Origin of the sequence: Nocardia sp. NPDC058633 (assembly GCF_042717045.1) — a bacterium.
GTDB lineage: Bacteria > Actinomycetota > Actinomycetes > Mycobacteriales > Mycobacteriaceae > Nocardia.
Window position 1 is genome coordinate 100,574 of the sequence record NZ_JBHXRA010000004.1, and the last position, 13,563, is coordinate 114,136.

A 13,563-nucleotide genomic window follows, 5' to 3' on the forward strand; every position below is an offset into this window, starting at 1 on the left:
CTCAGTGACCTCCCGGAGACGGGGGCGCGACCGTCACGGTCGCACCGGTGAGGACGGAGCCGAGCAGGAGCTGCTGGGTGGTGTTCGGACGCTTGCCCAGGAACGCGGCCACCGCGGCGGGCCCCGTCAGCGACACCGGTCCGGCGCGGTGGCCGGGCTGTTGCGCGGTGGAACTCGCCGGTGCGGTGATGCCGGGGATCACCAGACCGGGTAGCGAGAGGCCGGGGATGTTCGGCAGCGCCGCGATATCGGGCAGGGTGGGCAGAGCGGGGACGGTGGGAATCGGCGCGGGCCCCGCCGACGCGAGCCAGCCGGGGATCAGCTGCGTCGGATAGGCCTGTGGCGCCGGGGAATCCGGGATGCTGCCGGTATCGCACCGTGGTCCGGCCTGGGTGCCGTACCGCGGACAGTCGGCCGCGGTGTACTGGCGAAACGGTGTGAACGAGACTGTGACGTCCCACTGCATCTGCTTGCTGGGTCCCCAGTTGAACACGGTGGCAAGGCGGCTCAGGGAATCGCCGAGCGCGGTAACGGTCTCGGTCAGCGCCGACGGATCCGCGGCGAGCGCACCGAATGTCTCGTCCAGTCCGACGACGAGTTCCTTGCCCGCGTCGGGGTTGCGGGCGAACAGTGCCTGGGTCGCATCGGTGGCCGCGCCCGCCGAGGTGAGCAGTGCGATCACTTGGTTGCGGCGAACGGTGATCGTGTGCGCCGTCTGCACCGATTTGCCGAGCGCATCGGCCAGCTCGGGTGCCGACTGGTTCACCGCCGCGGTGGCCGCGCCGAGATCGCCGAGCAGTTCGCCGATTCCGGGCAGCGCGCGGACCTCGGTGATCCACTGGTCGAGACGTTCGATCGTGGAGCCGGGCAGCCGGGCGTCCCCGTCGAGCGCCTCGGCCAGCGTGGCCAGCACTCGGGCGAGCTTGGCGGGCTGGATGCGGTCGAGGACGTCGCGCAACGTGGTCAGCGTGGTCTGCAGGGCCACGGTGGCGCGGCTGGTGTCCTGCTCGACGACGGCACCCGCGCGCAACGGTGTCGGGGCCGGGCCGTTGTCCACGAGTTCGACGGAGGTGACTCCGAAGATGTTGGCCGGCACGACACGAGCGGTCACCGTAGCCGGAATGGCCGCGGCGGCAGCGGGTTCCAGGTCGAGGGCCACCCGCTGGCTCAGGCCTTTCTCGGCGATCTCCACCTCCGACACCGCGCCGACCAGCAGCCCGCGAAAGCGCACGTCGGCGCGAGCGGGCAGCCCGTCGCCGGTGCTGGTCATCCGTGCCGTCACCGCGACGGTTTGCTCGAAATGGCCCGCGTAGCGCAGCCCGAGCAGCGCGACGACACCGGACATGCTCAGCACCATCGCGGCGCCGGCTACGCTGAGCCGCCCGCGCGACCAGCCGCGTCCACTGGGATCCGGATACATGACAGTCCCCCTATCCGGAGATCCGGATGCCGGAGTCGACGCCCCAGATCGCGAGTGTGAGAAGCAGATTGAGGAAGACGACGACGATGATCGTCATCTTGATCGCGCGCCCGGCCGCGACCCCGACGCCTTCGGGCCCGCCCGCGGCGATATAGCCGAAGTGGCATTGGATGAAGGTGGCGACGAGCACGAACGCGACCGCCTTGAGGACCGAGTAAACGATGTCGCCCGGATCGAGGAACTGGTGGAAGTAGTGGTCGTAGGTGCCGATGCCGTTGCCGCCCAGGAAGTACGCGGTGATCTTGGTGGCGAGGTAGGCGGTGGCCATACCGACGCTGTAGAGCGGCAGGATGGCGACCGCGGCGGCCAGCATGCGGGTGGTGATCAGGTAGGGCAGCGGGCGGATCGCCATCGACTCGAGCGCGTCGATCTCCTCGGCGATCCGCATCGAGCCGATCTGGGCGGTGAACCGGCAGCCTGCCTGCGCGGCGAAGGCGATGGTGGCCAGCAGCGGGGCCAGCTCTCTAGTGGTGGCGAATCCGGAGATCGCGCCGGTGAGCGGGCTCATCGTGAGCAGATCCAAGGCGGAATGCGATTCCATGCCCACGGTGATGCCGCCGAACCCGCACAGGATCAAGATCACGCCGACCGTGCCGCCACCGACCACCAGTGCGCCGTTGCCCCAGGTGACGTCGATGATCAGCCGCACGACCTCTTTGCGGTAGTGGCGAAGCACGAACGGGATCGCGAGCAACGCCTGCACGAAGACGACGCCCTGGTGTCCCAATCGCGCGTTCGCCTCGGTGAGCGGGGTTGTCGCGACCTTGGCCGCGCGCATCGGGCGCAGCAGGGGCGGAAGGTAGTTCGCCATCTCAGAGCACCTTGGACGGGAACAGGGTGTTGTAGATCTGGGTGAGCGCGATATTGGCCGCGAACAACACGATCGCCGAGCTGACCACCGCGGAGTTCACCGCGTTCGCGACGCCTCCCGGGCCACCTTTGGTGTTCAGGCCGCAATCACAGGCGATGATCGCGGTGAGCGCGCCGAACACCGCCGCTTTCACCAGCGCGACCAGCAAATCGCTCGCGACGGCGAACGAGGCGAACGTGCTGATGTAGGAACCGGGTGTGCCGTCCTGAACGAAGATGTTGAACATGTAGCCGGTGGCGAACCCGATGAACACCACGAACCCGCACAGCAGAACGCTCACCAGCACCGCGGCGAGCAGGCGCGGCGCGACCAGCCTGCGGACCGGGTCGACACCCATCACGCGCATGGCATCGATCTCCTCGCGAATGGTGCGCGAACCGAGATCGGCGCAGATCGATGAGCCGACCGCGCCCGCGATCATCAAGGAGGTCACCAGCGGTGCGCCCTGGCGGATGATGCCGAGACCGTTGACCGCCCCGATGAAGGTGGTCGCGCCGACCTGGCTGACCAGCGAACCGATCTGGATCGACACGATGGCCGCGATCGGGATGGCGACCAGAAGCGTCGGAGTGGCTGAGACACCTGCCATGAACGAGCTCTGGCGCAGGAACTCCGACAGCGGGAAACGGCGGTGTGCCACTGCCCGGACCAGCTCTGCGGTGGCCTCCCACCCCATGGTGACCTGACGGCCCGCGGTTTCGACCGATTGTCGTGGGTGGTCGCGCCACCAGTCCAGGCAAAAGCGAACGATGAGCTCGAAATCAGTTGGTACGGTTGCCTTGTTGTCTATCGATACCATGTTGACCAACCCCGTGTTCACAGCGGTCACCGAGGTGCGCGACCGAATCTGACCCCTGATCTACACGGATGTTTACAACATATCTACGCACCCGTAGTCAGCTGTCTGGGACTGTAGCAAGAAGTTGTGTGCACCGTTTGCGATTTGACCCATGATCGGTCGATGGGGGTGTGATGTCGGAGCCTGATATCGATGCGGCGTCGCGCGGCCGGACAAGTGTCTGGGTTACTTGCCCCCGTTGGTTCATCGACTGTTCGCCAGAAGGCTCCTTGATTCAGTGTGACAATGAACGCAACATTGAAACGTCGACGGGCGGCGGTCATCGTCCGCCCGGAATCTCACGGGTCGGGGGCTCGTGGGGTGTCGGACGGGTGCTGGAATTCCGGCCCCCTCCGGCGGCACCGATCCCCGTTTCGATCACTGCTGACTCCGCGCCAGGGGCGCGGACCATCGAGGGAACACGTCACATGACTGCACGTATGTTCAAATACGCGGCCGCGCTCGCCGTCGGCGTCTCGTTCACTGTCGTCGCCGGTGCGCCGGCATCCGCGGGCGTTCTGTCCACTCTCGGCTCCGGAAGCTCCACCGCCGGCTCCGGAAGCGCTGCCCTCGGGTCGGGGAGTTCCACGGCCGGGACCCTGGCTGGAGCCCTCGGTTCCGGCAGTGCCGCCGCAGGCGCGCTCGCGGGCCTGTTTCCCGGCGCGGGCACTGCCTTGTCGACGCTCGGGACCGGCAGCGGTGCCGTGGGTTCGGCGGCGAAGTACTCCGGTAGTGCGGCCGGTTCAGCGGGGAGCATGGCCGAGAAGGGCGGGGCGGGCAGTTCGGGCGCGGGCGACTATGTCGACATCGAGCTCGGCACAAGGGCCGCGAACTGACCGTTCGACGGAGGAGCGACGGCTGAGGGCGAACTCTACGAGCCGCCCGATGTGCCTGCGAACCGCGTCCGATCATGACAAACGGACGTGGTTCGGCCGCGCGGGGGAGGGGCGGGCTAGGTCGGCGCTCGCCCCGACTCCGGGAACTCGGCATGGAATTCGCGCAGGGCGGTCGTGACGCCGACGAGCACGCGGTGGGCGGCCGTCAGGTCGGCATCGGGCAGGGCGGCGAGCGCGGCGCGGGTGCGGGCGCTGAGCGGACCGAAGAAGCCGGACGCGACCGACATGCCCTGCTCGGTATAGCTCAGATGGACCCGACGCCGGTCCGCCGGATCGGGTACGCGTTCGAGGTGCCCGGCTTCGATCATGCGCTCGACCAGGTAGGTGACCGCGGGCGCGGACACGCCCATCAACTTGCTCAACTGGCCCGCACTCACCGGCGAGCCCTCGGCGTCGGCCGTCGCGACATGCATCAGGGCCCGGAAATCGTTCGGGCGCAAGTTGTTCGACCGCGCGAAGACGTGGCCGATCTGTTCGGAGACAGCGGTCAATGCACGCAGATCCCGGGCGATATCGGTCTCCAGCGCTGCCCTGTCGGCGGCCGGGTCCGTGTCGGTGGTGTCCTCACCCACGCGCGGCCTCCTCTCTCTGTTCGACAGGGAGTTTAGCTGTCGGGACCGCAGACTTTGCCTATTGCTTAAGTTTCTGAAATAGTTTCCCCGTGATGCGAGTGAGCAACGGAAACGGCTGGGACCGGTTCGCAGGGCTGGTCACCGGCCGACGATCGTGGGCGATACTGCTCGTCGTGGTCGCCGCCGCGATGGCAGTGATGGCGCTGGCGGGCGGCAACGACAGCGCGGGCCAGGCGCCGGTGTCCTTGCCGCGATCGGCGGAATCCGCCGAGGCCGCCGAAGCCGCCGCGCGGTTTCCCGACGCCGGAACGGCCGCCGCGATCATGGTGGCCACGCGCACCGACGACGGCACACTGACACCAGCCGATCTCGCCGCTGTGGACGCGGCGCTGACCCGCGCCGGCGAGTCCTCGGTCGAGGGAGCCCGGGTCGTTGTCGCTCCCGACGGTCGCGCCGCGCTCGCCCAGATTCCGGTGTCCGCGGAGCTCAACGGCTTCGCGCTCACCGATCGGATCGACGAACTGCGTCTCGCCGTCACCACCGACCTCCCCGATACCCTGCGCGTGCAGATCACCGGCGGTCCGGCGTTCGGGGCCGACATCGCCGACTCCTTCTCCGGGGCGAACGCGCTGCTACTGATCGTCACCGCGCTCGTGGTGATGGTCCTGCTCATCGTCACCTACCGTTCGCCGGTGTTGTGGCTGGTGCCGTTGACGGTGGTCGGCCTCGCCGACCGGGTCGCCACCAGCGTCGGCACACTGCTGGCCGAGCTCACCGGGCTCTCGTTCGACGGTTCGACGTCCGGCATCACCAGCGTCCTGGTGTTCGGAGCGGGAACGAACTACGCGCTGCTGCTGGTGTCGCGCTACCGCGACGAACTGCATCGCCACACCGACCATCGAGAGGCCTTGCGCGCCGCGGTGCGTCGTGCCGCGCCCGCCATCGTCGCCAGCAATCTCACCGTGGTCCTCGCCCTGCTGACCCTGTTGCTCGCGATGCTGCCCAACACCCGCAGCCTCGGCGCGTTCGCCGCTGCCGGACTCGTGGTCGCGCTGGTCTTCGTGCTCGCCGCACTGCCGCCCGCCCTGGCGCTGTGCGGACGGCGGGTGTTCTGGCCGTTCGTGCCGCGAGCCGACGGTCGCGATGCGGCCGAGCAGGGCGTCTGGGCGGGCGTGGCGAAGCAGGTCGTGCGACGCCCGGCCGTCGTCGCCGGGGCCGCTTCGGCGGTTCTCATCGTCTTCGCGACCGGGCTCGCGACCACCGACATCGGGCTCTCGCAAACCGAGCAGTTCCGGGTCGAGGCCGAGTCGGTCGACGGGCTCGAGACGATGGCCGAACACTTCCCGTCCGGCTCGTCGGATCCAGCCGTGGTGATCGCGCGCAGCGCGAGCACCGCACCGATACAGTCCGCACTCGACGGCGTGCAGGGCGTTTCGCGCGCGACGGCCACCGGCACCTCCGAGGAGGGCACAACGCGGTGGTCGGTCGTCTTGGACGCGGCACCGGGCTCGTCCGAAGCGTTCACCACCATCGCGGCGATCAGAACGGCGGTCGGCGCGGTTCCCGACGCCCAGGCGCTGGTCGGCGGCGCCGACGCCGAAGCCCTCGACATCCGTGACGCCGCCCGCCGAGACCAGGCGCTGGTCATTCCGCTGATCCTGGCCGTCGTGCTGCTGGTGTTGCTGGCGCTGCTGCGCGCGGTGCCCGCCGCCGTGCTGCTCGTCGGTGTCACGGTGCTGAGCGCGCTCGCCGCGCTCGGTGCGGGCAGCTGGATCAGCGGCACGGTCTTCGGCTTCCCCGCACTGGACACCAACGTGCCGCTGTTCGGCTTCCTGTTCCTGGTCGCCTTGGGCGTGGACTACACGATCTTCCTGGTCACCAGGGCTCGCGAGGAAGCGGGCGCGCACGGCACCACCCGGGGAATGGTGCGCGCCGTCGCCTCGACCGGGGCCGTCATCACCAGCGCCGGCGTCGTGCTCGCCGCGGTGTTCTGCGTTCTCGGCGTGCTGCCGTTGATCACCCTGACCCAGCTGGGCATCGTGGTCGGTATCGGTATCCTGCTCGACACCTTCGTCGTGCGTACGCTGGTCGTTCCCGCACTGTTCGCGCTCCTGGGCGACAAGGTGTGGTGGCCGGGAACCCCTGCGAAAGCGCAAGGGGCGCAGCCTGTTACAGCTGATACCGCAGCCGTGGACTGATCGCCGCGCCGTCGCCGAGGTCGGCAACCCGCTGTGCGCCACACTGCGATCAGTTCTGGTCGGCCGGGCTGCCACCACCTGACTGCGGTGTCGTCGACGGGCACCGTCGGACCGGGGACAGTGTCGGTCCTCGGTGGCAGGATGCGGGGGTGGGTGATTTTTTCGAAAGGATCGTCGATCTCGAGGTGGCCGCGGACGACGCGGGCGCGGTGGCGCAGCGAATGGTCGACTGGATGGTGACGCGGGGCTGGCTGCTTCGGGAAACCTCGGGCGAGGCGATGTACAGCCTCCAGGTCGACGAAGGATATGTAGCGGGCCCCGAGTGGGCGGAGATAGTCCAGAACTGGGGCGAGGACTGGATCCCCGCCCCGGTCGCCGTGATCGTCGGCAGGAACGCCCACTACAGCGGTCAGGGCGCCGTCGAACCGGCCACCGCGATATGTCCACAGTGCCGAGCGGCCACCGTCATCATCGACTACCCGCGGGCATGGGAAGCCGATCCCGCGGTGTGGCAACCGTTTTCGGAGGCGATCGACGCATGGAAGGAATCCGGGCAAGGCGCGGTTTCCTGCGCCTCCTGCGCCACGGCGAGCCCGATTGTCACCTGGAAATGGGACGACGGCTTCGCCCTCGGCACCCTCGCCTTCGACTTCTGGGGCTGGCCACCCCTGACCGACGAGTTCATCGCCGAGTTCACCGACCGGCTGGGCCACCGAATCGAACATCACACGGGCAAGTTCTGAACCGACGCGCGCAGGGACGTGAGGTCGCACACCGGCTGATTCCGGCGCCGGTCCAGTGCGACGCCGATCTCACCGGTGGGGAGTGGGCCACGGTGAAAATTCCGCCCTCACTAGCATCGATGCAGCGGAAACATCGATGAACCAGAGGACGTGTGTTGACTACCGAACAACTTGATCGCTGGAACGCTCAGGAAGCTGCGGCGGAGGCGATGATTCCGATCATCGGGACGTTGTATCGCAGCAAGGGTGTGACGATTCTGCTGCACAGCCGGTCGCTGGTGAACAAGTCGGTGATCAGCATCCTGCGGACGCATCGGTTCGCCCGCCAGATCGGCGGCGAAGAGCTCTCGGTGGACGAGACGCTGCCGTTTCTGCAGGTGATCAGCCGGTTGGATCTGGGGCCGTGCAAGATCGACCTCGGTCAGCTCGTGATGGCCTATCACGCGCACGAGCGGGGACTGTCGGTCGAGGAATACACCACTTCGGTGCTGGCCGAGGTGAGTGACGGCAACAAGGCCGTCTCACAGGGGCCGCGTGATGTGGTGCTCTACGGGTTCGGGCGGATCGGGCGGCTGGTCACCCGGCTGCTGATCGAGAAGGCCGGGTCGGGCAACGGGCTGAGCCTGCGTGCGGTGGTCGTGCGCAAGGGCGGCGACGACGACCTGGCCAAGCGGGCGTCGCTGCTGCGCCGGGACTCGGTGCACGGGCACTTCAACGGCACGATCAAGGTCGACACCGACAACGACACGATCACCGCGAACGGCAATGTCATCAAGTTCATCTACAGCGATGATCCGACGACGATCGACTACACCGCCTACGGCATCGACAACGCGATCCTGATCGACAACACCGGTCGCTGGCGCGACCGTGATGGTCTGGAGCAGCACCTGCGCCCCGGCATCGCGAAGGTGGTGCTCACCGCACCGGGCAAGGGCGACGTGCCCAACATCGTGCACGGCGTCAACCACCGCGATCTCGACCTGTCACAGCAGATCTTCTCGTGTGCCTCCTGCACGACCAACGCGATCGTGCCGCCGCTCAAGGCCATGGACGACGAGTTCGGCATCGTGCGTGGGCACGTCGAGACGGTGCACTCCTTCACCAACGATCAGAACCTGCTCGACAACTATCACAAGGCCGACCGTCGCGGCCGGTCCGCGCCGTTCAACCTGGTGCTCACCGAAACCGGTGCCGCCTCCGCGGTGGCCAAGGCGATGCCCGACTTCAAGGCCAAGATCACCGGCAACTCGATCCGCGTTCCCACCCCGGACGTCTCGGTCGCGATCCTGAACCTGCAGCTGAAGCAGGACACGACCAAGGAAGACGTGCTCGCCTACCTGCGTCAGGTCTCGCTGGCGGGCCCGTTGAGCCGCAACCTCGACTACACCGCCGCCACCGACGCGGTCTCGAGCGACTTCATCGGCTCGCGCGCGGCCTCGATCATCGACGCCAACGCGACCATCGTCGAAGGCGATACCGCGATCCTCTACGTCTGGTACGACAACGAGTTCGGTTACTCGTGCCAGGTGGTGCGCACCGTGCAGTACATCTCGGGCATCGAATACCCGACCTACCCGCAACTCGGTGCGCAGTCCGACGCACGCGAGCTGACCGACGCGCGGTAGCGAGGCTCTGGCAGGGCGGGCATCTGGTCGCTGACCAGGGCCCGCCCGCTTCGTCGGCTCGGCGGCAGACCGCGCGACCCGACTCCACCGCTTGTCGGGTCGCGCGTTGTTGTGCATACTGGCGACATGACATCGAGTCGAAAGGGCGTTCTGCGCCCGGGCCGTTGAGCCCCGAGCCGGTCATCGAACCGGCTTCTCTCCCGCGTGAACGCGGGGAATTCACCGAAAGTCCGCAGTACTCCCGTGCGTCCTATGACGATTCGCGCCTGGCCCTCTGGCTGCGTGTGCGCGAACTCGCTGTGCCGCCCGGCATGATCGACCTCGCCACCGCGCGACGTCTCGTCGGCGATTGGTCCGGGGCGTGCGCCGCCGCGCGCGTCGATGTCGATATCGATCTGAGGTCCTTGGCGCGGACGCACGGGCGGGCACTGGCCGCACGGGTACGGGCAGACCTGCGGTCTCTGGCTCCGGATCTGTTGCGCTGGCACCTACCCAGAATCGCGCCCGACGGGTTCTTGCGGCCCGGGTTGACGGTAGCTCTGGCCGGCTACCACGCCGACGATATCGATTACCTCCGCAGCGCGGAGAGCGCAATGCCCTGTGCCGGTGAGCATTCCGTGTATCTGGTGGTCCGTACGCCACCGGCGTGGGCGGCTGCCGGTCAGCGGATAAGCCTCACAATGTGGGACGGCACGAGACTCGGAACCGGTGCGCGCATGCACCCACACCCTCGGCCCAACAGTCGCTACCGCCTCGACCTGCACCGTCATCTGTGGGACTCGCGCAGAACGGGGGAGCTGCGAACCCGTTCCGGAGCAGAAGAATTCGCGGCTTCGACAGCCCGCAGCGACGAACCCGACTACCAGGTGCCCGCGCCGATGACGGGCGGTGACGAACCCGATCTCGCGCTGTCCGGATCGGTGCCGCCTGGTTGTGCCGTCGGCCGGTGGGCGGACGAAGCGGGAATTCTGCTGCGCGCCGAGGGGTCTCGGTCCGGACTCGTTCTGGTGCGATGCGGTGCTCGGAAACGGGTGGTGTTGGACGTGCGCGCCGACGGGGACGGCGCTCCCGCAGTGCGGATTTCGGCGGCATACCCGCCCGGTGGAATCTCAGCCCTACCGGTGCTGCCCGACGCGGCGACCTGGGTGCTGCCCGATCTGGCGCTGTTGCGCGCGGACGCGATCACCGCCGACCGACTGCATCCGCTGGTCGGTTCAGCGCTGGGTTGCGACAGTACGGCGACAGAAGATTCCGGGATCGACACCGGCCGGCGGATCGTGCAGTGCCGGGGCGAACGCCATCGGATCGGGTTGGTGAACGGGGTGCTCGCCCCCCTGGATCACGACCCGGCCGAAATCCGGCGCGAGGAACTTCTGGCAGCGCTGACCGGCACCCCGATGCCCTGTTTGCAAGTCATCGACCTGGCGCTGCGCCAACCGGATTGGCTCGACGGCGTCTGCGAACGCCTGGACCACGGCGACATCGACGGCGCCCTGACCATCGTCGAGGCCCGGCTCGGTGCCGACGCGGTGCTGCGCGACGGCCCCCTGCGTGACGCGCTCGAGACCGCGGTGCGACAGCGCATTACCTACGGCCTGTTCCGGGCCGGTCTACCCGCACCGGGTCACGGCCACAATCCGCCCGCCCGGCGTACTCGTGGCGAATATCGCGCACGTCCCCGACACGCGGTTTTGCGCTGACTGTCTTACGTTGTCGCGCTGGCCAGCCGATCCACGTATCGGGTTGACCGACTCCGCTTCGACGCGACGACTTTCCCTACCGGCCGACCGGCGCACCCGCCGTCTCACCGGCACTTGTTGCATCCATCGAATTCCTCAGACCCCAAAGGTGATTCACACATGACTGTCTACTCACTCAGGACTCCGCTCCCGATTCCGGCTGCCGCCTCCCAGCTCGACGTTGCCGGAGAACTTCTCGCTTTGCTGCGCGAGGTGAAGACCGAGCCACGTCCCAACACCCAACTGGAAGCCCTGACCTTGGCCGTGGCCGCCGATCTGCCGGTGTTGCTGTGGGGCGAGCCGGGCATCGGTAAGACCGCGGCGCTGACGCAGCTCGCGGAATCGCTGGACCTGCCGCTGACCACGGTGATCGCGAGCGTGCACGAACCATCGGATTTCTCGGGTCTGCCCATCATCGGCGACGACCCCGCGACACAGGGTGTTCCGATGGCGCCGCCGGATTGGGCCGTGCGGCTCGTGCGGGCCGGACGCGGCTTGCTCTTTCTCGACGAACTGTCCACCGCACCTCCCGCCGTGCAGGCCGCGCTGCTGCGCGTGGTACTCGAAAGGCGGGTCGGCGCACTGGAACTGCCGCCGGGCGTGCGCATCATCGCCGCCGCCAACCCACGCTCCTCGGCTGCCGACGGTTGGGAGCTGAGTCCACCACTGGCGAACCGTTTCGTGCACCTGCAGTGGACCCACGACCATGACGTCGTCGTCCGAGGACTCGGCGGGACATGGCCACGCGCGACATTGCCTCACATCGCGCCCGAAAGGCTGTCGGACTCCGTTGCATTCGCTCGTCGCGCGGTGTGCACGCTGCTCGCGGCGCGGCCGAAACTCGTGCATCAGATTCCCACCACCGAAACCCGAAGAGGTGGTGCCTGGCCGTCGCCGCGAAGCTGGGAGATGACCTTGCGGTTGATCGCCTTCGCCACCGCGGCCGACGCCGGTCGCGATGTGGTGTCGCAGTTGATCCGCGGCACGGTCGGCGACGGAGCCGGCTTCGAACTGTTGACCAGCATCGATCGGATGGATCTGCCCGACCCGGAGGTGTTGCTGGCCGATCCGGCCGCCGCCGAGCTGCCCGAGCGGGGAGATCTGCGCCAGGCTGTGCTAGACGGTGTGGTGGCCGCGGTCCGCAAACGACCGGAGCGGTCTCGGTGGAACGCGGCGTGGTCGTTGCTGGTCAAGGCCGTGGAAACCGGAGCCCCGGACCTGGTGGTTGTGCCCGCGACCACCCTGGCCACGTTGCGCCGCGACGACTGGGAGGTGCCCGCGTCGATCGAACAGCTCGCCGCGGTGGTGTCGGTGTCGCAGAGTGCCGATCGTGCCGCCGCCCGGGTTGCGGTCAAGGCGGGCCGATGACAGCAGAGGTCGTCGGACTGGATTTCGCCAAGCTGTATGCCGCACGCCTGCAGGCGGTTTCGGCCCGTCCCTATTTGGCGACCGCGCTGTACGCGTTGCGAATCATCGACTCGCGAGCGGTGCCGACGATGGGCGTGGACAAGTACTGGCGGTGCTATGCGTCGACCGGGTTCGTCGCCGGCACACCCGTGGAAGAATTGGCTTCGATACTGGTGCACGAGGTTTCGCACCTGCTGCGCGATCATCACGCGCGCAGCGACCGCTACGCCCACGCCCACGACCTGACAGGTCCCGGGGAGCGACTGCGGATGAATATCGCCGCGGACGCCGAAATCAACGACGACGCATTCGGTGACGGTCTGGTCCGGCCGAGCGGAGCTGTCATGCCCGCGACGTTGGGACTCGACGAAGGACAGCTCATGGAGGACTACCTCGGTCAGTTTCGCCTCGGGCCGTTGATCGAAGGCATGGCATGGCTCGATTGCGGCAGCGGCGCGGACGGATCGGACCGCGCGTGGGACGTGGGCCCCGACGGTGCGGACGGACTCAGCGAACAGCAACGTGACGGCGTCCGATTCCTGGTCGCGCAGGGCATCGTCGGTCGTCCGGGTAACGCGCCACAGGGCTGGCGGCGCTGGGCGAACGAGGCCTTGCACCCGTCTCAACCGTGGCGCGATCTGCTGGGCGCCGCGCTGCGCGCGGCAACCTCTGCCCCCGGCGTCGGGGAGGACTACACCTATCGGCGCCCGGCCCGCCGCTCGACGGCACTTCCCGGCGTAGTGCTGCCGAGCCTGCGCCGCAGCCCACCTCGGGTCAGCGTGGTCATCGACACCTCGGGTTCGGTCAGCGACGACGAACTGGGCAGCGCCCTGCTCGAAGTGGCTGCCATCGTCCGCGCCGTCGGCGGCCGCCGAGACCTGGTCACCGTGTTCTCCTGCGACGCCGCGGCACGCATCGCCCACCCGTTGTGCCAGGCCGAGGGGATGTCACTCATCGGCGGCGGCGGCACCGACCTGCGCACCGGTTTCACCAAGGCCCTGCGCACTCGCCCGGATGTGCTCGTGGCCCTGACGGACGGTCAAACGCCCTGGCCGTCACAGCAACCGGCCTGCCGAACCGTGGTCGGCCTCTTCCGCCGGGGGCGTGCATGGCAGGAGAACAATCCCGATTACGTTCCGGACCGACCACCCGCGTGGGCGCGGGTGGTCGACATCGGCTGAATCCGCGGTC

11 protein-coding genes are annotated in these 13,563 nt (G+C 68.1%); 7 read left to right on the forward strand and 4 right to left on the reverse strand.

Features of this window, described 5'->3' with window-relative positions; translation table 11 throughout:
- Position 1 precedes the first annotated feature (1 nt).
- Genes ACFWUR_RS06310 through ACFWUR_RS06320 form a run of 3 tightly spaced genes read right to left on the reverse strand, consistent with a single transcriptional unit; the run spans position 2 to position 3,150 of the window.
- Entirely contained in the window at positions 2-1,420 is a 1,419-nt protein-coding gene (locus ACFWUR_RS06310) for an MCE family protein (RefSeq protein WP_378902775.1), read from the reverse strand.
- Positions 1,421-1,430: 10 nt separating this feature from the next.
- Complete coding sequence (locus ACFWUR_RS06315; protein WP_378902778.1) at positions 1,431-2,291, reverse strand: MlaE family ABC transporter permease; 861 nt, start codon at positions 2,289-2,291, stop codon at positions 1,431-1,433.
- A 1-nt stretch (position 2,292) separates the two neighbouring features.
- Complete coding sequence (locus ACFWUR_RS06320) at positions 2,293-3,150, reverse strand: MlaE family ABC transporter permease (protein WP_378902781.1); 858 nt, start codon at positions 3,148-3,150, stop codon at positions 2,293-2,295.
- 467 nt (positions 3,151-3,617) lie between these two features.
- On the opposite strand from ACFWUR_RS06320, the gene ACFWUR_RS06325 reads away from it, so the two are divergent.
- On the forward strand, positions 3,618-4,025 hold the full coding sequence (locus ACFWUR_RS06325) for a hypothetical protein (protein WP_378902784.1): 408 nt from the start codon (positions 3,618-3,620) through the stop codon (positions 4,023-4,025).
- Between the two features lie 116 nt (positions 4,026-4,141).
- Here the strand turns inward: ACFWUR_RS06325 and ACFWUR_RS06330 are convergent, their stop codons facing one another.
- A complete protein-coding gene (locus ACFWUR_RS06330; protein ID WP_378902787.1) occupies positions 4,142-4,657 on the reverse strand; it encodes a MarR family winged helix-turn-helix transcriptional regulator in 516 nt (171 codons plus the stop codon).
- A gap of 92 nt (positions 4,658-4,749) precedes the next feature.
- On the opposite strand from ACFWUR_RS06330, the gene ACFWUR_RS06335 reads away from it, so the two are divergent.
- From ACFWUR_RS06335 to ACFWUR_RS06360, 6 genes are all read left to right on the forward strand, one after another.
- On the forward strand, positions 4,750-6,855 hold the full coding sequence (locus ACFWUR_RS06335; RefSeq protein ID WP_378902790.1) for an MMPL family transporter: 2,106 nt from the start codon (positions 4,750-4,752) through the stop codon (positions 6,853-6,855).
- A 149-nt stretch (positions 6,856-7,004) separates the two neighbouring features.
- Entirely contained in the window at positions 7,005-7,598 is a 594-nt protein-coding gene (locus ACFWUR_RS06340) for a hypothetical protein (protein ID WP_378902793.1), read from the forward strand.
- A 209-nt stretch (positions 7,599-7,807) separates the two neighbouring features.
- A complete protein-coding gene (locus ACFWUR_RS06345; RefSeq protein ID WP_378903440.1) occupies positions 7,808-9,226 on the forward strand; it encodes a glyceraldehyde-3-phosphate dehydrogenase in 1,419 nt (472 codons plus the stop codon).
- Positions 9,227-9,390: 164 nt separating this feature from the next.
- Positions 9,391-10,926, forward strand: coding sequence for a hypothetical protein (locus ACFWUR_RS06350; protein WP_378902796.1), 1,536 nt, complete (start codon positions 9,391-9,393; stop codon positions 10,924-10,926).
- A gap of 159 nt (positions 10,927-11,085) precedes the next feature.
- A complete protein-coding gene (locus ACFWUR_RS06355; protein WP_378902799.1) occupies positions 11,086-12,333 on the forward strand; it encodes an AAA family ATPase in 1,248 nt (415 codons plus the stop codon).
- Positions 12,330-13,553 carry a VWA-like domain-containing protein gene (locus ACFWUR_RS06360; protein WP_378902802.1) on the forward strand — a complete coding sequence of 408 codons (1,224 nt, stop codon included), beginning with the start codon at positions 12,330-12,332 and terminating at the stop codon, positions 13,551-13,553. The genes ACFWUR_RS06355 and ACFWUR_RS06360 overlap by 4 nt, the downstream gene beginning before the upstream one ends.
- Positions 13,554-13,563: the final 10 nt, after the last annotated feature.